At 63.9% G+C, this 18,191-nt stretch carries 14 protein-coding genes and 1 tRNA gene; 9 read left to right on the forward strand and 6 right to left on the reverse strand.

Going from position 1 to position 18,191, the window contains the following annotated elements; genetic code table 11:
- Positions 1–4: 4 nt before the first annotated feature.
- The 4 genes from FOC84_RS07135 to FOC84_RS07150 are packed head-to-tail and all read right to left on the reverse strand — an operon-like array spanning position 5 to position 3,158.
- Positions 5–1,744 carry an L-aspartate oxidase gene (locus tag FOC84_RS07135; RefSeq protein WP_173143810.1) on the reverse strand — a complete coding sequence of 580 codons (1,740 nt, stop codon included), beginning with the start codon at positions 1,742–1,744 and terminating at the stop codon, positions 5–7.
- A gap of 1 nt (position 1,745) precedes the next feature.
- Positions 1,746–2,090 (reverse strand): succinate dehydrogenase, encoded by a 345-nt coding sequence (locus FOC84_RS07140; RefSeq protein WP_173143811.1) that lies wholly within the window; start codon positions 2,088–2,090, stop codon positions 1,746–1,748.
- Positions 2,087–2,422, reverse strand: coding sequence for a succinate dehydrogenase (locus tag FOC84_RS07145; protein WP_173143812.1), 336 nt, complete (start codon positions 2,420–2,422; stop codon positions 2,087–2,089). The genes FOC84_RS07140 and FOC84_RS07145 overlap by 4 nt, the downstream gene beginning before the upstream one ends.
- Before the next feature lies 1 nt (position 2,423).
- Positions 2,424–3,158, reverse strand: coding sequence for a succinate dehydrogenase/fumarate reductase iron-sulfur subunit (locus FOC84_RS07150; RefSeq protein WP_013391836.1), 735 nt, complete (start codon positions 3,156–3,158; stop codon positions 2,424–2,426).
- 334 nt (positions 3,159–3,492) lie between these two features.
- Here FOC84_RS07150 and FOC84_RS07155 point away from each other — a divergent pair.
- Positions 3,493–3,568, forward strand: a tRNA-Gly gene (locus FOC84_RS07155).
- A gap of 111 nt (positions 3,569–3,679) precedes the next feature.
- Positions 3,680–4,294, forward strand: coding sequence for a hypothetical protein (locus FOC84_RS07160; protein ID WP_173143813.1), 615 nt, complete (start codon positions 3,680–3,682; stop codon positions 4,292–4,294).
- Positions 4,295–4,468: 174 nt separating this feature from the next.
- On the opposite strand, the gene FOC84_RS07165 is transcribed toward FOC84_RS07160, so the two are convergent.
- Positions 4,469–7,486 (reverse strand): autotransporter family protein, encoded by a 3,018-nt coding sequence (locus tag FOC84_RS07165; protein ID WP_173143814.1) that lies wholly within the window; start codon positions 7,484–7,486, stop codon positions 4,469–4,471.
- Positions 7,487–7,744: 258 nt separating this feature from the next.
- Positions 7,745–8,071 (reverse strand): hypothetical protein, encoded by a 327-nt coding sequence (locus FOC84_RS33360; protein ID WP_254241930.1) that lies wholly within the window; start codon positions 8,069–8,071, stop codon positions 7,745–7,747.
- Here FOC84_RS33360 and FOC84_RS07175 point away from each other — a divergent pair.
- From FOC84_RS07175 to FOC84_RS07200, 7 genes are all read left to right on the forward strand, one after another.
- Positions 8,070–10,778, forward strand: coding sequence for an ATP-binding protein (locus tag FOC84_RS07175; protein WP_254241931.1), 2,709 nt, complete (start codon positions 8,070–8,072; stop codon positions 10,776–10,778). The two genes, FOC84_RS33360 and FOC84_RS07175, sit on opposite strands and share 2 nt — an antisense overlap.
- A 6-nt stretch (positions 10,779–10,784) precedes the next feature.
- The gene (locus FOC84_RS07180; RefSeq protein ID WP_173143817.1) at positions 10,785–12,017 is read left to right on the forward strand and encodes an EAL domain-containing response regulator; all 1,233 of its coding nucleotides are present in this window, start codon (positions 10,785–10,787) and stop codon (positions 12,015–12,017) included.
- A 34-nt stretch (positions 12,018–12,051) separates the two neighbouring features.
- The gene (locus FOC84_RS07185; RefSeq protein WP_173143818.1) at positions 12,052–14,163 is read left to right on the forward strand and encodes an ATP-binding protein; all 2,112 of its coding nucleotides are present in this window, start codon (positions 12,052–12,054) and stop codon (positions 14,161–14,163) included.
- A gap of 121 nt (positions 14,164–14,284) precedes the next feature.
- Complete coding sequence (locus FOC84_RS07190) at positions 14,285–15,154, forward strand: hypothetical protein (RefSeq protein ID WP_173143819.1); 870 nt, start codon at positions 14,285–14,287, stop codon at positions 15,152–15,154.
- 170 nt (positions 15,155–15,324) lie between these two features.
- Positions 15,325–15,699: a fimbrial assembly protein gene (locus FOC84_RS07195; RefSeq protein WP_254241932.1), complete on the forward strand. Its 375-nt coding sequence runs from the start codon at positions 15,325–15,327 to the stop codon at positions 15,697–15,699.
- Between the two features lie 18 nt (positions 15,700–15,717).
- The gene (locus FOC84_RS33475; protein ID WP_302053192.1) at positions 15,718–15,852 is read left to right on the forward strand and encodes a hypothetical protein; all 135 of its coding nucleotides are present in this window, start codon (positions 15,718–15,720) and stop codon (positions 15,850–15,852) included.
- 68 nt (positions 15,853–15,920) lie between these two features.
- Positions 15,921–18,182, forward strand: coding sequence for a TcfC E-set like domain-containing protein (locus FOC84_RS07200; RefSeq protein WP_438800864.1), 2,262 nt, complete (start codon positions 15,921–15,923; stop codon positions 18,180–18,182).
- The last annotated feature ends 9 nt before the right edge of the window (positions 18,183–18,191 follow it).

Below are 18,191 nucleotides of genomic sequence, written 5' to 3' on the forward strand. Positions count from 1 at the left end.
TGCCTCAACTCTGGGGGATGCCCGCCTCGCCCTCGATGAGCGATTCGCCGGGTTTTACGATGTCGAAGGAAACCGGAACCATCTCCAGCGCCACCTCGCCGTCCTGGGCGCTCACGCGCGTGTAGCAGCTGGTGTGCAGGTCGCCGGCGTCGGGGAAATCTTCGCGGTAGTGCGCGCCGCGGCTGTTCTCGCGCGCCAGCGCGGAAACCGTGATGACCTTGGAAATGTCGACCAGGCTTTCCAGGTTGAGCCAGTCATGCCAGGTCAGGTTGTAGCGGCGGTCGCCGTCCGTCACGCCGATGTCGCGCAAGGCGGCGCGATGGCCGGCGATGGCCTCCAGGCCGCGCGCCATCGCCTCGCGCTGGCGCAGCACGCCGACGTCGTCCCACATGGTTTGCGAGAGCGCGTCGCGCAGCTCGTGGATGCGCCCGGCGGGCCGGGAAAACGGGAACTCGGCGCGCTCGATGCCGCGCGCAATGACGCGCTGATCCGGATCGCGCCAGTGGCCGGACTTGGCGACATAGGCAGCCATCGCATCGCCCGCGATGCCGCCAAACACCGTGGAATTGGCCACGCCGTTGCCGCCCAGGCGATTGGCGCCGTGCACGCCGCCGCAATCCTCGCCGGCCGCGTACAGCCCCGGCGATGCGGTCGAACCGTCCACGTTGAATTCGACGCCACCCATCAGGTAGTGGGCCGTCGGCACCACCTCCACCTTGCCACCCGCCAGGTCGAAGCCGCAATCCTTGCACCGGTTGACCATGCCGGGAAAGGTCTTGGCCACCTTGTCCGGGCCCAGATGGCTCATCTGGATATAGACCCCGCCCATCGGCCCCGTGCGTCCTGCCCGCATTTCGGCGTAGATGCCGCGGCTGACCACGTCGCGCGTGGCGCGTTCGCCGCGCTTGTCGTAGTTGGCCATGAAGCGCTCGCCGTCGCCATTGAGCAGATAGCCGCCCGCGCCGCGCAGCCCCTCTTCCAGCACTGTTCCGGTCATGCGCGTGTCCGGCCCGCCCAGCAGGCCGGTGGGATGGAACTGCACCATCTCCATGTCCCGCAGCGTCAGGCCGTAACGCAGCGCCATGGCCAGGCCGTCGCAGGTCTTGTCGCCGGAAGGCGTGTGGTAGCGGTACATGGTCGGGCCCGCCCCCGTTGCCAGCAGCACGGCCTTGGCCTGGATGTAGCGGTACAGGCCTGTCCGCATGTCGATGAACAGCACGCCCGAAATGCCGGAGCCGTCGGCGGCGGGAATCAGCTCGATGGCGCGATGCTCTTCCAGTTCGTCCACGTCCAGCGCCCGCACCTGCTCCATGAGGCGATTGATGATCTCGATGCCGGTCAGATCGGCCTTGTGCACGGTGCGGTCGAAACTCTGGCCGGCAAAGGCCTTGGAATGCAGCGTGCCGTCCGGATTGCGGTCGAAGAAGCAGCCGATCTCGTTTTCCAGCTCGCGCACGCGCTCGACCGCGCCCTCGACCAACCGCCACGCCAGATCCTGCCGCGGCAGCCATTTGCCGCCCTCGATCGTGTCCATGAAGTGGCGTTCCACCGAGTCGCCCGCGGCCAGGGCGACGTTGTAGCCGCCCTGGACCATGCGCGTACAGCCGCACTTGCCCAGCAGGCCCTTCACCGTCACCGTCACTCGCAGCGCCGGATTCGCCTTCTTGGCGTGCAGCGCCGCGAACAGGCCCGCGCCGCCGGTGCCCAGCACCAGTATGTCCGTCTTGCTATTCTCGATCCGCATCTCAGATCACTCCCGCGATGAAAACCAGGCCCGTCGCCATGGAGACCGCAAAGCCCCACCCGATCCAGGCGACGCGCGCGTCGCGCGGCGAATTCCACGGCAGCAGCTCCAGCGCCAGCAGACGCAGCCCGAAGAACATGTGCAGGGTCAGCAGCAGCACCAGCCCCCATTCGCCTATCTTCATCGCCGGCATGTCGGCAAGCTTCAGGAATCCGTCCAGCCGCGCTTCGTCCAGCGCCATCGCCAGCACATAGAAATGGACGGGCAGGAACAGGGCCAGCGCCAGGCCGGAGAGGCGGTGTCCCAGGAAGGCCCAGTACGCCTGATGGTTGCGCGCGGATTTCATGACATCAGCCCTCCCACCGCCGCGACGGCGCGCACGCCCAGAATGAGCAAGCCCGCGCCGAACGCCAGTCCGACCACGGACGCCGCGCCGCGGCCTAGCCGCAGCCACTCGATCAGGATGTTGCGCAGCCCGATCGGCACGTGGACCGCCACGCTCAGCACGAACAAGCCGTAGAAGACAATCCAGAACCAGTTGCCCTGAGTGCGCGCGAGGATCTCGCCCGCGGTCAGGCCGCCGCGCACGGCATAGATCACCAGGCCCACGTGCACCAGGACAAAGGGCGCCATCGCCATCGCCGTCAGGCGCTGGAGCGCAAACAGACGGGCTTCCATGTCAGCCCCCCTTGAGCAGGCTGAAGATGGCGCTGCGCTTCAATCCCGCAATGCTGCCGGTGGGGCTGAGGCTTACCGGACAGTGCTTCATGCAGCTGCCCTGTGTGTGGCAGGAATTGCAGCCGCTGCCAGAGGTGGCCTTGCGCAGCACGTCCTTGGGGTCGGCGTGCCGTTCGTCGTTGAACAGCGTCCACGCCCGGTTCAGGGCGGCCGGGCCAAGATAATCCTTGTCCCAGGACACCACGTCACAGGCCGCGTAGCACACGCCGCAATTGATGCATTCGATGGCCGCGTCCGCCTGCTTGCGCTTCTTGCTCTGCGGCGATACCAGCGCCGGCGGATCGTTGCGCGTGGCCGTGCCGACGAAGGTGTTGCCGGCGCGCGCCCACTTCTGGAAGAACTCGCTCATGTCGACGACGAGATCCTTGATCCGCGGCATGTTGCGCAAGGGTTCGATCACGATCACGCCGCCTTCCTCGACGCGGCTCACGTGCGTGCGGCAGGTCCAGCGGGGCTTGCCATTGACCGTCATGGCACAGGACCCGCACACGCCGACGCGACAGGCGTAGCGGTACGAGAGGTTCGGCTCCTGCGTGCGTTGGACTTCGGTCACCACATCCAGGACCGTCTGGTTTTCCCGCCAGGGGACCGAGTACGTGGAATAGCTTCCGTCTTCGGTTCCCCGCGAGATGCGGACCGTGAGTTGTCGCTGATTCGTGGAGTTCTTCGTATCCATTTTTCCGCCCTCGGACGACAGGCTGCGTCCATGAACAGAATTCTGAATCTCGCGTCTTAGTGAAGCAATATGGATTTGGTTGATATTTTTTGAAGTTATTTTCGACCTGTTCAGAGGGCGCATCGAACCATCCGGCGCCTGCCGCGCCGCCGCATCTTCAACGGATGGCGATCACTGGACGCATCAAGACCGCCGCCGGCCAGGAATCGAGGCAGGACGGTGAGCCCCTCGGGCTACCCGCAAGCACCTTTTGAAAAATTAGGTATACTTCCGCCTCGCTTGCTGGAACCGCCCCGGATCGCAATGATCTCGGATGGCGCAAGGCAAGGGAAATGCGGGAGTAGCTCAGTTGGTAGAGCGCAACCTTGCCAAGGTTGAGGTCGCGAGTTCGAGACTCGTCTCCCGCTCCAAATTTTGATTTCCAGCTTCCTTCACGGAATTCTGAAAATCCTTGAGAAAGGGCCTACGGGCCCTTTTTTCATTGCGGTTTGCGCCGCTTGGAAAATGAAGGAACATGGGCAATGGATACCGCATTGATCCTGCTGGTGCTTGTCGCGGCATGGCAGGTGCTGCGCGTGCGCTACCAGCGCGCCCGCATTGCGCTGCTGGGGCGTCATCTGGGCGGTTTGCAGCTTGAGCGCCACATGGAAACACTGACGCAAGGCTACGCACGCGCCATCCGCGAAGACGCCGAAACACGCCAGCTACAGGTGCTGGAAACCTTCGCTCAGACCGAACGCGCCGTGGCAGCACAAGTGCAGTCGCTGGCCGACGCCATGCAAAAGGAAAGTCCACAGGCCACCCGCGTGTCCACGCTCTCGTTCTGCGTGCCATACATCGAGCGCTTTCTTCCTGCGAAGACACGGGATTTTCGTGAGCTGCTGCACATCCATGCACTCGGCTTGCGCCATGTCGTGGACAACGAAGGCCACTGGGACGCAAGAGAACGCGCGTACCACCTCTCGGCAGAGTTGTATCTGCTGCAGCACAGTTGCCATTGGTTCTGCAAATCCCGCGCCGTGGCCGATGCGCGGCTGATGCTGCGGCATCAGGTCAATCACCGGAAAGTCCTGGATTCAGTGTCTGCTGTTACCCGCTCGGCCTACCTGCGATGGCAGGGGGACGATAAACACTAAGGCCAACGGCGTCTCGTCCGTTCTGGCCCCGCTTGGCGCGCATTCTCAAGCAAACCCTTGAAAAAGGGGCGAATCTTTCGATTCGCCCCTTTTTTCATTGATCCTCGGATCCCATCCGGCGCAGGCGCCGCAAGCGTCACTACCGCGACGCTTGCAGCGCCTGCCGGCGCGGGATCAGAAGCGCACGGCCAGCTTGAGCACGCCCGACTGCTGCCGGTTGCCGCCGCCGAACTGCGCGTCATAGGCGATGCCAGCCGTCGTGTTGCGCGTGATGGCCATCTCGGCGCCCAGGCCCAGCACGGCAGCGTCACGTGCGATCGGCACGCCGGTCACCGAGAACGTGCTGCCGCCTTCGAAAGCCAGCTGCTGCTTGGGCTTCACATCACCCATGGCATGACGCCAGCCCAGCGACGCGGTCAGGCGGCCAGGCGCGCGGTCGGCACCGAACTCCCAGGCGCCGCGCAGACCCAGCGTGGTGCTGGTCACGTCATCGGAATTGCTGGACCCGTGCAGGGCCGCCGTGCCGCCCGATTCCTCGAAGCCACGCGTGCGCAGCTGGTTCCACGCCAGGCCCGCAAAGGGTTCGATGGTGTAGGCATCGCCCAGCGGCAGGTTGTAGCCGAGTTCGGTGAACACCTGCGTCGACGAGGCGTGATAGGAGGACTCGAGCCGCTGGTTCAGGCTGCCGGCCGCCACGTCGCGTTTTGCGTCGATGTCATGCCAGGTGTAGGCCGCGCCGGCCATGAAGCGGACGTGGCCGGGACCGGCCTGGAAATTCCGGCCGCCGAACAGGGTCGCGGTGTAGCTGTCGACATTGGTGCGCGAGGACACATCGTCGATCGAGTTGTGGCTGCCGATGTAGCCGACCGCGCCGCCCAGGCGCCAGCCGCCGCCCACCGCGCCATCGCCGCCAACGAAGAGGCCGCCCGACGATTGGCTCACGCTGGACGCGTTGCCATCGCCGTCGAACTTGCTCCAGTTGCCGAACGCTTGCGCCCAGACCGGCGACGCGCCGCTTTGCGGCATGGCGGCGGCCGACGGCGAGCCCAGCTGGGCCGTGGGCCGTCCGGCCAGCACCGGCGCGTCGAGGTTGCCGCGCAGATGGGACAGCGGCAGCGTGCGCACGGTATCGCCCTGGCTCAACAGCACGCTGGCGGTGCTTGCGTACGCTTCGCCCGACAGCATCCTCAGGGCCGAGCGTGCTTCGTTCGGGGTCATGGCGAGCACGGCGGTCGCAACCTGGCTGGCGCCGGTGGTCTTGCCCGCGGCGATGCCGCTATCGACCAGGGAAGATCCGCTGCCGGTCGACGGCGAATCATTGCCGGCAGTGGACGAGCCGTTGCCGGTCGAGGATGAACCGTTGTCCGTCGACGTGGAGCCGTTGCCGGCCGAGGACGAACCGTTACCCGTCGACGTGGAGCCGTTGCCGGTCGAGGACGAACCGTTGCCCGTCGACGTGGAGCCGTTGCCGGTCGAGGACGAACCGTTGCCCGTCGACGTGGAGCCGTTACCGGTCGAGGACGAACCGTTGCCCGTCGACGTGGAGCCGTTACCAGTCGAAGACGAACCGTTGCCCGTCGCCGGCGGCTCCTCCTTGTCCAGCGCGCCGCCCACGTTGCTCTCGTTACCCGAGCCGCCGATACTGCCGATCGGCACGTCGTTGCGCGTCAGGGTCATGTACGCATTCTTCGGGTCATAGCTGAGCGTGGGCGTCAGGAACGCATATCCGCTCGAAGCGCCGGTGAACTGGCCCTGGATGCCGCCGTCCGCGGTCAGGATGTTGTAGGTCGTGCGCGGCGCATAGTTGCCGTCGGGGCCCACGTGCGCCACGGTGCCATCGAGGTAGGCGACGCCAGTGACATGGATGCGGTCGCTGAGACTGCTGCCCGGATCGGCGTGCACGCGGTAGATGGTGTTCTGGCCAAAGGTCAGGTTGCCGTTGACGGTGAGCGTGCCCATGGGCGTGCCGTCGTTGCCGGGAGAGATGACCGCGGTGGGATAGAGGTTGGTGGTGCCCACCTGGCCCACGCCCGCCAGCACGACTTCACGGCCGATGTCCATCGGGCCATTCAGCTTGCCGTCGATCTCCAGGGCGCCGTCGGCGATCAGGATGGGACCCGTAAGGCCGCTGCTGTCGGCGGTCAGGATCACCGATCCCGGGCCGGTCTTGACGAAACCCTGCGTGCCTTGCAGCGGGTTGTCGATAGTGTCGACGAATTGGCCCGAAGCATAGGTGCCGTCACCGACCACGATCGCGGGCGGGTTGCCGCCGCTGCCAACCAGGGTGATGGGAGCGCCTTGCAGGCGATAACGGTCGGTGGCGAACTGGATGCCGGACACGCGCACCGGACCGGCGCTGCCGTCCACGTTCACCGTGCCCGCCGCGCCCGTGAAAATGGCGTAGCCGCCATCGGGCAGAGCGCCCGCGGCATTGCTCGGACTGTTCCAGTTCGTGCTGGCCGCGCTCCAGGTGCCGTTGCCGCCGCCCGAGCGGGTCGCGGATGCCGCGCCGTTGCCGTTCCACAGGTTGGTGGTGCTCGGACCCAGGATGAGATTGATCTGCTTGTCGCCGGTCAGATTCTGGATGGTCGCGGCGGGCGTGGAATCGCCCGAGACCGAGCCCAGCGTCAGGCCGTTGCCGCTCAGGTTGCCACCGTACGACAGGATCCGGTAGTAACCGGCGTTGACGCCCAAGGTGTTGACCGTGACGTTCAGCGTGGTGTTGTTGATGGCGGCGTTGCCGCGCACGGTGATGTTGTCGCCGGTGCCCGGTTGCGTAATGGGCAGCCCCGCGTAACCGGTCTCGAAATTGAATACGGCGTTGTTCATCGACAGATTGCCGTTGACGACCAGATTGCCGTTGGAGACTCCGGTCGGCGTGCCGACTTCATACCCGGGCGCCACGCGCGCGCCCGACACGTTGAGATCGCCATTGATCGCGCCAAAGCCCGCGACCGTGCCGTTCGAGTTCGCATTGACGTTGCCGCCCAGCGTAACGCCCGAGCCGCCGCCGTTGCCGCCGATCACCAGCGTGCCGCCGTTGACATCCACCCCGCCTGGGAAATTGGCCGAGCCGTCGAACACCTGCGTATTGCCCGACGTAACCGTCAGGTCCGCAGCCGTGACGCCACCGCAGTAGGACGCGCTCAGCGCGAGCGTCGCCGTCAGCCATTTCTTCGTGTCGTGTATCAACGTAAATCCTCCATATGTCGATTAATAAATCTGATATCCAAGGCATTACCGGATTGCTATAAAAGTATTATTAAGTAACCGGGTAACCCTAATGGCCGAAACAAGTTTTCTCGAAAAAAGGAGGCAATTTATACCCCTTTTCTTTCAATATCTAAAATTAATGAATAGATACCATCTTTATTATTTAAATCAGTGACATGGATACCAACCAAGAAACGAAAACAGTGCGTATGGATACCATCCTTTAATAAAAACCAATCACAATGGGCAATATCCTAAGTATTTATTTTTCAATAACGGATACCATCCACGGCCATGCGGCCCGGGCTCTTTTCCTCGATTTTCAAGGCGCTCAAGAAACAAATTGACATAGCAGGGCCGGAAAAGCGGCGCATCTGGCGGCCCTGCTTCCAGAATTTTCTTATCCGTGGGGATCGGCCCGGCCCATACCATCGCTTGCATGATGGCCGCCCCCAGCCTCCCCGACGGATACATGCCGGCAACCGCCAGGTTGCCGATGATCCTGCTGCACCTGCTCGCCATGGCGCTGCTGGCCTGCATATTGGTCGGGACGATGCTGTCCATGTACTGGTCGTTCAGCGACGAAGTCTCCAGCTACCGCCGCCGCATGAACGCCGCCGCCGACCGGGCGCAGATATTCTTCGACCAGCGCGAGGCGCTGCTCCGTTCCGTGGCCGGCTCGTCGGTGCGCAACACCGACCGCATACCCGCCCAGCACACGCCCAGGACATTCGGCCAGACCGGACAAATCAGCGTGATCCCGCTGACAGACGACGCGGATGCCTACGAATGGGCCTTGATTCTCACCCGCCGCAACCGGGCAGACCTGGCCACGGCCAATGCGCGCATCGTCTACACCACCCTGACCGAACCCGGCGTGACGCGCCTGGCGTTGGACGACACGCGGCACAGCGGCCACGCTATCTCCACGGAAACTGAAAAGTGGCTCTACGAAACCCTGGCTGCGCACCACGCCACACCGGATCCGGACGACGGCCGCCCGCCAGTCGTCTGGATACGGCCCCTGATGGACCCCACCGATCATCTGTTTCTCTATACGCCTCTGGACACCACGGGACGCGAGCAGACCTGGGTGGGGCTAGAGGTCGACGACATTGCCTCCGCCATCGGGGCGGAGCACCCCAGCGACGGGGCGAGCTATACGCTTTACGACAGCGACAACCGGGTGGCCTTGCGCGGCGGACCATCGCCATCCGCGACGGACTCGATATCGGCAAGACTGAGCCGCGACTCCTTCGGCTACCAGGGCAGAAGCTGGCTTCCCCACAGTCTCGCACTGAGCAAGGCTGTCGGCGAAGCTGGCTGGCGGTTGGTCTACTACGTGCCGACACAGGATGTGCTGCGCCACGGCGCGTCCGCCTTTTGGGCCGTCGGCGCCGTCGCCGCCTGCTTGAGCACGGTGGTCCTGCTGGGCGTGCGCCACATCAGGGAAAAACTGGTCTCTCCCGCCATCCGGTATCAGACGGCCCTCATCGATAGCCTGGCCTTGAACCGGAAGATCATCGAAGTCGCGCCGATCGGACTCAGCCTGGTGCGCCCCGCCGACGGCACCCAGGTCATATCGAACGAGGCGGCCCGGCATCTGCTGGACGCGCACGACAGCTGGCGCGAGGACACACGCGCCGCAGGCAATCAGGCCGGCCGGCATGAGTATCAGCTGGGCGACGGTCGCACCGTGTGCCTGACATACGCCGCGACCAGCTACCAATCCGAGAACGTGGTGATATGCGCGATCAGCGACATTTCCGCCCAGAAGGAAGTCGAGCGCACCTTGCGCAACGCCAAGCAAGCCGCCGACCAGGCGAACGACGCCAAGACCTTGTTCTTCGCCACGATCAGCCACGAGATCCGCACCCCGTTGTACGGGATACTCGGCACGCTGGAACTGCTCGCGCTCACGCCCATGACGAGTCAGCAGCAGCAATACCTGCACACCATGCAGCAATCGTCCTCGACCTTGCTGCGCACCATCAACGACACGCTGGACCTGTCCCGCATGGAGGCCGGCCACGAAGACCTGATCCTCTCGGCGTTTTCCCCCGCGGAGATGGTCGAAGGAGTGGTGGCCAACTACGCCGCCCGCGCCCAGGGCAAGGGGCTACAGATCTTTTCCATTTCCGGCGCCGGCATGCCGGCGATGGTAAAGGGAGACCTGACCCGGTTGCAGCAGATTCTCAACAACCTGGTGAGCAACTCGGTCAAGTTCACCGAGGGCGGCCGGGTCGTGCTGCGCGCAACCGCGAGCGCCGTCGAGGCGGACAAGGTCACGATGCGATTCCAGGTCACGGATACCGGCGTGGGCATACGCGCGGAATCGCAAGCCCAGTTGTTCGAACCGTACTTCCGGGCGCATCCCGGCCTGGACCAGGACGTGAGCGGCACCGGTCTGGGCCTGGCCATCAGCCGGCGCCTGATCGACCTGATGGACGGCAGCCTGTCCGTGGTCAGCGAGGTCGGCCTGGGCACCAGCATCACCTTCACCCTCACGCTGGACGTAACCGAGATGGAGCCGGCATCTCCCATACTGCTGCGGCGCAGCGCCGTCTACGTCAGCGGCGCCATTCCGGAGGTCGTGGCGAACACATGCGCGTGGCTGAACAAGTGGGGAGCTATCGCCATACCGTATCGAGCGCGGGCCCCCATGCAGGATGCCGGCAACGCAGTCCTGCTGCAGACCTGGCCTCCCGGACAGCCCGAACCATGCTGGACCAGAAGCAAGGTACGCGTGCTCGCGCCAGGCGCGGACCAAGCGTCGATCGCATCGCGCGGCAGCCGCCTCGGCATCACGAGCCAGGGCAATCCATTCAGCATCGGCATCGCGGTAGCCATGGCCCAGCACGGCCACGAACAGCCTTTGCTCCCCCCTCCCCGCGCGCAACGCCTGTCGCTGGGACAACGGATCCTGGTCGTCGAAGACAACGCGATCAACCAGGTCATCCTGCGGGAGCAGCTCGAACACCTGGGATGCTCGGCCACCATCGTCTTCAACGGCCGCGAGGCGTTGCAACGATGGGACCCCGGCAAGTACGACGCCGTCATCACGGACATCAATATGCCGATCCTGGACGGCTACGACCTGACACGGGCGCTGCGCGAACTCGGCTACCGAGGAACCATACTGGGCGTCACCGCCAGCGCGGCGCCCGAAACCATCACCAAAGGGCTGGAAGCCGGAATGAACCAGGTGCTGCTGAAACCCTTGCCCATCCTGGCCCTGACCGCAACCCTGAACGCATACGCAGAAGGCTGAAAGAACATGCTGTCCAAAATTAAAGTCCTGGTGCTGGACGACCACGCCTACCAGTGCATGCTGCTGAAAGACATGCTCGAGGAAGCGGGTTTCAGGCATGTCGATACGACGCTGGACGCGCACGAAGCCTTGGAGCGGATACGGAAAGAAGGCCATCAACTGGTGCTGATGGACGTGGACATGCCCGGCATGGACGGCGCGCAATTCATCCATGAGCTCGCCTGTCGCGATCTCAACCCGATACTGGCGATCATCACGGGATGTTCCCGCCGGATGAGCAACAGCATCGGCCTCATGGCCAAAGAGCGCGGATTCGCGGTGCTGGGAACCTTCATCAAACCCGTTTCCACGGAACAGATCGGCAGTCTGGCGGTAAGCCTGCAGAGAAAGCCGCCTGCCCCGCCAACCGCGCAGCCCGGTTCTTGCGCCGACGACATCCGGCCGCTGCTGGACAGGCGCATGGTTGAAACCGCCCTGCGCGACGGCAGCATCCAGGCCTGGTTCCAGCCGAAGAAATCGCTCGCCTCCGGCAACATCGTGGGCGCCGAGGCGCTGGTCCGCTGGCAGCACAAGGAACTTGGCCTGATGCCGCCATCCTGGTTCCTTAAGTCGTTGCGGGCCTACAACCTGGACCACGAGCTGCTCCTGCGCATGTTGGACGACGGCCTGAAGGCCTATTCCATCTGGCGCGGCCAGGGACACCGCATCCCCATCTCGGTCAACCTTTCCGCCAGCTTGCTGGACCTTCCGCAACTTCCGGACGAACTCCATGCCATGGTCACCAAACTCGACATCCCCGCCTCGGACGTGACTTTCGAACTGCTTGAAGACGCGATGCCGGCGCTCGCGGGCCAGTTCCACATGGGGGCAAGCCGCCTGCGCCTGAAGGGATTCGGCCTGTCGCAAGACGATTTCGGCAAAGGTTACAGCTCGATGTACAGCCTGATCTCCACGCCCTTCACCGAGGTGAAGATCGACCGCGCATTCGTCAACGGCGCCGCGGCCAACGAGGTACTGGCGGCCGCCCTGGTGGCCTCGATCCAATTGGGGCGGCAACTGGGCCTGCAAGTGACGGCAGAGGGCGTGGAAACGCTGGAAGACCTGCAATTTCTGAGGCGGATCGGATGCGATGTCGCTCAGGGATTTCTGATTTCCGCGGCCGTCAATGTCGCGACCTTCTGCGAGCTGCTGGCTTACGAGCCCAACTCTTACTTCACCCCATTGTCCCCACCCCACTAGGGCCAAGCCTGCCGACATCTTTCTGATACTGGATATGCCGCTGAATAAAAAAAATCGCGGCCTGCGCCGCCTGAACATCGCATTTCTCTGCGCCCTGCCCTTAGCCCTGCTCTGCGCCGCCGCGCTCTACTGCGCACACCGACAAGTCCTGCTGCGGCACGCTGACCTGCTGCAACTCGACTTCCCAACGCTACTGCGCACCAATGCCTGGTTGTTCGCCTGCGTCTTGCTCCTACTGATCGCCGGACTCCACGCCGGCGCCGTGCTCTGGTTCTGGTGCCGCCGCTACATCGTCCAGCCGGCGCATGCGGCCAGGCGGGCGCTCGCTGAATGCGAAGCGCTTGGCCGGACCATGCTCGCCACGGTTCCCTGCGCGCTGTGCGCGCTCTCCCGCGCCAACGGCCGGCTGGTCTTCAGCAACGCATTGGCGCTGCAATGGCTGGGAGCTGGCGCTGGCCAGCCGCTGCCGGACACACCCGACGTCAGGCGCTTGTTGCGGCAGGCGCTGGAGGCGGAGGAACCCGGCAGCATCGAGGCGTTCAACGCCCATGATGGCCGCGCACTGACGGTGGCCTACGCTCCCACGCGATACCACAGACAGGATGTGGTGCTGTGCGCCTTCGCCGACATCAGCGCGCGCGCCGAAATGGAACATCTTCTGGGCCTCGCCAAGGCGCAGGCGGACAAGGTCTACGAGTCCGGGGCCGGCATCCTGTCCAACATCGCCCGCGAGATTCGCATGCCGCTGTATGGGGTGCTGGGCACCCTGGAAGTGCTGGGAATGACGGCGCTGAACGAGGAACAGCGCCAGCATGTCGACCGCATCCACAGCGCCTCCCTCGTTCTCCAGCAGCTCACCGGCGACCTGCTCGACATCGCCAGGATCGAGTCCGGGCAGTTCGCCCTGGAAGCCATCGCCTTCGACCCGCGCGAGCTGGTGGAAGGCGCGGTAGCCGCCCATGCCTCAATGGCTGAACAAAAAGGGTTGATCATCCATGGCGGCATCGACGCCTCGGTGCCGGACTGCGTCTGCGGCGACGCCGGCCGCATCCGGCAGATCCTGGGCCATCTGCTGAGCAACGCCATCAAGTTCACGGAATCCGGCCAGGTCGTCGCCAGGCTGCGCGCCCAAGCGATGCCGGACGCCAGGCTGCGTCTCCACCTGCAGGTGACCGACAGCGGCATCGGCATCGCCGCAGCCGAACAGGCCAGGCTGTTCGAGCCCTTCCACCGCCCCGCAGCCAGTTCGCAGGCTGCGCGCGGCGCGGGCCTGGGTCTGGGCCTGTTCCTGTGCGCCCGTCTCGCGGCGCTCATGGGAACCCGCATCCGGGTCATCAGCGAACCAGGGCTGGGCAGCAGCTTCTCCGTTTCCTTCATGCTGGACCAGGCGCAGGCGCCCTGCGGTCCGGCCCCGCAGTTGCAGGGCCTGAATGCCCACAATCTCCTGCACCTCCGGATCCTCGTCGTCGAAGGCAACCCCATCAACCAGGCCACGCTGCACGATCAGCTCATGCGCCTGGGTTGCCATGCCACGCTCGCGTCGGACGGGGCCGAAGGACTGGCATTGTGGAACATACAGCCCTTCGACCTGGTCATGACGGATACCGATCTGCCCAGCATGAACGGCTACGCGCTCGCCAGGGCCCTGCGCGCCCAGGGCATCACGGCGCCCATCATCGCCCTGCTCACGAGCGCGAGCCGGGCGGAGGAGCAACGGTGCGCGGCGGCCGGCATGGACGGTTGGCTCGCCAAGCCGATAGGCTTGCGCGCGCTCAGGCAAAGACTCCAGGCATACGCTACCGCGCCCCCCCGTGCGCAAGGCATTTCGGCCGCAACGCCGCGGATCGGTGCGGCAGAGGTTCCCGCCAAATACAAAGCCGTCTTTCTCGAAACCATGGACCGCGATATCGTCCGGCTGGAAGCCTCGATGCGGAACGGCGACACCGCGGATGTCCGCGCCCTGCTGCACCGGATACGCGGGGGCCTGGCCGCCGTGCACATGATCCCTCTACTGAGCCAGGCCGACGACCTGTCGGCCTTGCAGCGCAAGCAAGGCCTGAACGGCGCGGTGCCTCGGCAGATCGCCGCTTTCATCGGGCAGCTGCGCGGCAAGATGCGCGAAATCGCGGCAGAAGACAACGGCTGAACTTGCGCCATCTCAATGCGAGAACCGCCGCAAGTTTGAATGCGGCTCGATGGCAGGCAATTGAGAAAATTCCCATAGTTCATGCATCCAGTGGTTTCTAGAATCACAATTTGAAAACAGAATGCATGCCTCGCGCGCTAGCGCAGTCGCCATCCTGGCCGACAACGCGCAGGCTTGCGCCAAAAAAATGGAACCTCTCACCAGCGGTGGTGTATTCCCTCTTCCCGCAGATCCGGCATCAGCGGAAGTTGGCTATCAGCCCGTCTTTTCCGCCGATGGCCGGGTGTGCGAATACGCGTTGCCCGACCTGTACCCGGGCCACGCCTCCAGGCAAGATGGCGGCCATCCCGCCACGCAAGAACTGCACGACGCGCTGCATCTCTTCGGGCAGGGAAATCAAGGCATTCCACTGTCCTTCAGTTATGCGCGCGATGCCGCAAGCGTCCCGTGGTCGGCGCACAGTCTGTGCGCCGAACTGAACCTGTCACTGGAGCGGAATCGCTTGCATTTGCTGCCTGGAAAAAGCGATGACGGCGCTACGGGTCCGAGCTATCCGGCCTCGCTGGTCACGCTGAACATCCCCATGACGTGGGATCTGCTGCCGGATGCCGAACTCTTCAAGAACCGGCACGACTTCGGCACCGGCCTGAGAGTCAGGATCGGCCCGACGCTCGTGGAAGGCCGGCCGGTTCCGCACGGCGTGCTGCGCGTGGCGGGACTGCATATGAAGATCCCCGAACGGTTCTCGGAACATCCCATGCTGCATGGAAAGTTCTTTTCCCTGCTGCAGCGGGCGCAGGCGTTCAAGCTGCCCGTGCTGGTCATGGGTATCGATGACGCCACCGATTTCCATTGGATGCGCTCCTTTCCGAACCTGATGTTCCAGGGGGATCTGCTGTCGACGCGCATCGGCGCGGACAGCCTGAGTCTGCTTCTGGCGATGGGCGGAGACAGGTGGCGCGACTTCAAGGTTGGAGGGCATGCGCGATAGCCGCGCGTGATCTGGCTTTCTTCGGCGCCAGAACAAGAAATTTCTCAGCCCTGAGAGCACGTTGAACCCGGATGATGCATGGGGTCGGACGCACACAAGGCGTCCGCTACACAACCCCGCCTTCACGAACCCTAGAAGGCATTCATTCAACATCAACTCCAGGTTTTCATATGAAACTGAACAAGATCCTGATCGCGCTGGGATTGGCTGGCGCGTTTGCCGGCATGGCGCATGCGGCTACCCCCGCGGAGATAAGCAAAAGCGTCACCAAGAGCATCACCCTGACCGCTCAGATCAACGACGCGATTTTCGTGTCCAAGCCCGACGGCTCCACCTGGTACGGCACCGAGGAGCTCGAACCGGAAGACCACAAGCAGCTGAAATTCTCCAAGACGCTACCGATCCGCATATTTTCGAAGGCCGCTGGAATCAACGTCAAGCTCTCCCAACCTCTGAAAATGTCCAACGGGCACCTCGAGATGAGCAACGCGCAGGTGATCTTGACCCACGCCGCAGGCGACGAAACCCTGGCATACGACGCGTAGAAAGCGATTACCCAGGTCGTGAAAACCGACGGCGGCTACGACGAAATTCACAATCTGGAAATTTCGGTGGATAGCCCCAAGCAAAGCGGCACCCAGACCGTCAACGGCAGCTACAGCGGCAATCTGGTCATGGTTTTCGAGCCGATCCCTTAAGCCTCGCTCGACCACCTTTCTCCAGGGCCCCGTCCGGGGCTCTTCCTTCCCCTTTTGGACTGCAGGGCATGCGCGCTCATTGGGTTTCCTTTTGCCTCAAAAAAATCCTGCCGTGCGTTCTTGCCGCGTCCTCCACCCAGGTCTTTGCGCAAGTGAAGATTTCCTACGGCATCCCCGAAGGCTTCAGCGCGGTTGAAATGGACAATAGCGCAAGCTACGTCTCCAGCTTCAACGGCAGGACGCTGCCTGGATTGATCGCCTATTCGCTGGAGCAGAACCGGCTCGCGTTCGACCCCGTCAAGTATGCGGAAAACGGTGTGACGGTGGAAGAAATAGAAACCATCCGCCAGGTGATTTCCACGATCGACTACAAGCAATGCGTCAACGGCTGCGACCTGCGCGTGGCGGAGCACTACGTCACCATCGACAAGATCCGCCGCACATTGCAGATCAGAAGCTCGCGCGACGACTACCTGTCTCCGGCGACCACCTGGGGACTGATCAACAATCAGTCGCTGGACCTGCGCGGCTCTTCCGACAGCTATCGCGCCATGAACCTCAGCGGCACGACATGGCTGGGCCTGCCGCTGCGCAGCTTCGGCTACATGAGCTGGTATGGCAGCCGTAACCGCATGCGCGGCCGCAGCAACGGCGATCAGGGTATCTCGTCCTACTTCCTGCAGAAAAACTTTCACGGCACCTATGTGCGGGCGGGTAAGCAGAACAGCCTCGATTACGCCTCGGGCTCGGTCAGCACGATGCTCTCGCCCAGCTTCGATCAGTTCATCACCATCGGCAGCCAGAACCATTTGCGGGCCGACCGCGATACGGGTTCGCTGGTGCTGTATTCCACCGCGGAAGGCAACTACGAGTTCTACCGCAACGGGCGTCTCATCCTGAAGCGCCCCGCCATGCTTGGCCGCAACGAGATCAGCTTCATCGACCTGCCTGGCGGCTACTACCCGGTGGAGATCCGGCTGGTGGACCGCAACGGCAATCTGATCAACCGCGAAACTCGCGACATCAACAATCTGAATTTCAACGGCGGCGGCGGCAATTCCTGGCACATGACCGCGGGCAAGGAAATGGGCGCGGACGGGCAACTATTCCAGGCCGCCGTGAGCCGCAACCTGAGCCAGTTCTACCTGAACGCCTCGGTCATCAGCGGCGATCAGTCCCGCTGGGCGGGCGAACTCAACGTCACGCGTCCCTCCCGCATCGGCACGGCAGACCTCACGCCCACGCTGGGCCTGTTGGGCGGCGAGCGCGGCACGGGCGGCTATTTCAACCTGTCGATGAGCGACCCCGTGCTGGGCAGCCTGTCGGCCAGCCGCTACCAGAACACAAGCGTATCGCGCTTCTATTGGGGCGCGCCCAGCACCAGTTTTTCATACAGCAGAAGCGTGGGCGAGGTCATGCTGGGCTACAACTACAACAAGCACAGCCGCGGCGAAGTACAGCAAGCCGAAGCACGCTGGAACTACCGCCCCAACGGCCTGTGGTCGACCTTCTCCTTGGGCGTGCAAAAAGGCGGCTACGGCCGTGGCGACGGCGGCTACGCCGTGTACTTCAACATGAGCTGGACCCTGGACAAGACCCAAGCCAGCTTCCGCGCGGCCCGCCAGGGCGGCGAAACCCAGCTCAGCGGCGACTACCGCAAGGAGTTCCAGGACAGCTACGGTGTCTCGACGGCCGGCGTGACCGTCAACCGGAGCAGCGGAAACGACAGCGTCAACCTCTATGGCAGCCGCTCGGGCACGCGTGGTGAAACATCCCTCAGCCTGGGCCACAGCAACTACGGCAGCAACGCGGATTTCAACTACCGCGGCATGCTGGCGGCCAGCGGCCAGGGCATTGCGCTGGGACGTTACAGCAGCAGCGGCAGCGCCATGCTGCTGAAAACACCCGAAGTCGCCGGCGCTTCCTACGGCTTCAGCGTAGAGGGCCATCCGGTCGGCGGCGGCAGCACCTACGCCGTACCGCTAGGCCAGTACCGCGACGTTCCGTTCGCCCGCGTCCTGAGCAACAGCGAGCACATGGACATGAGCATCGAAGTCCCTGCCAACGTCGTCCGCGCCCATCCCGGCCAGGTGTATGCGGCGCAAGCCAAGGTGGCGATCAACATGGTCTACAGCGGCATCCTGACGGATCCCTCCGGCAAGCCCCTGGGAGGAACCATCCAGGAAACCGGCGACACCGCCTATCCCAACGGACTGTTCTCCATCGCCAGCAAGACCGTGCTTCGCAACATCACGCTGCGGCAGCCGAGCCGCAGTTACACCTGCGACCTCGGCAACGCCATCAACGGCAGCTACTACCGCTGCCAATAACCGGATATC

Source organism: Achromobacter pestifer (genome assembly GCF_013267355.1).
Lineage (GTDB): Bacteria > Pseudomonadota > Gammaproteobacteria > Burkholderiales > Burkholderiaceae_B > Achromobacter > Achromobacter pestifer_A.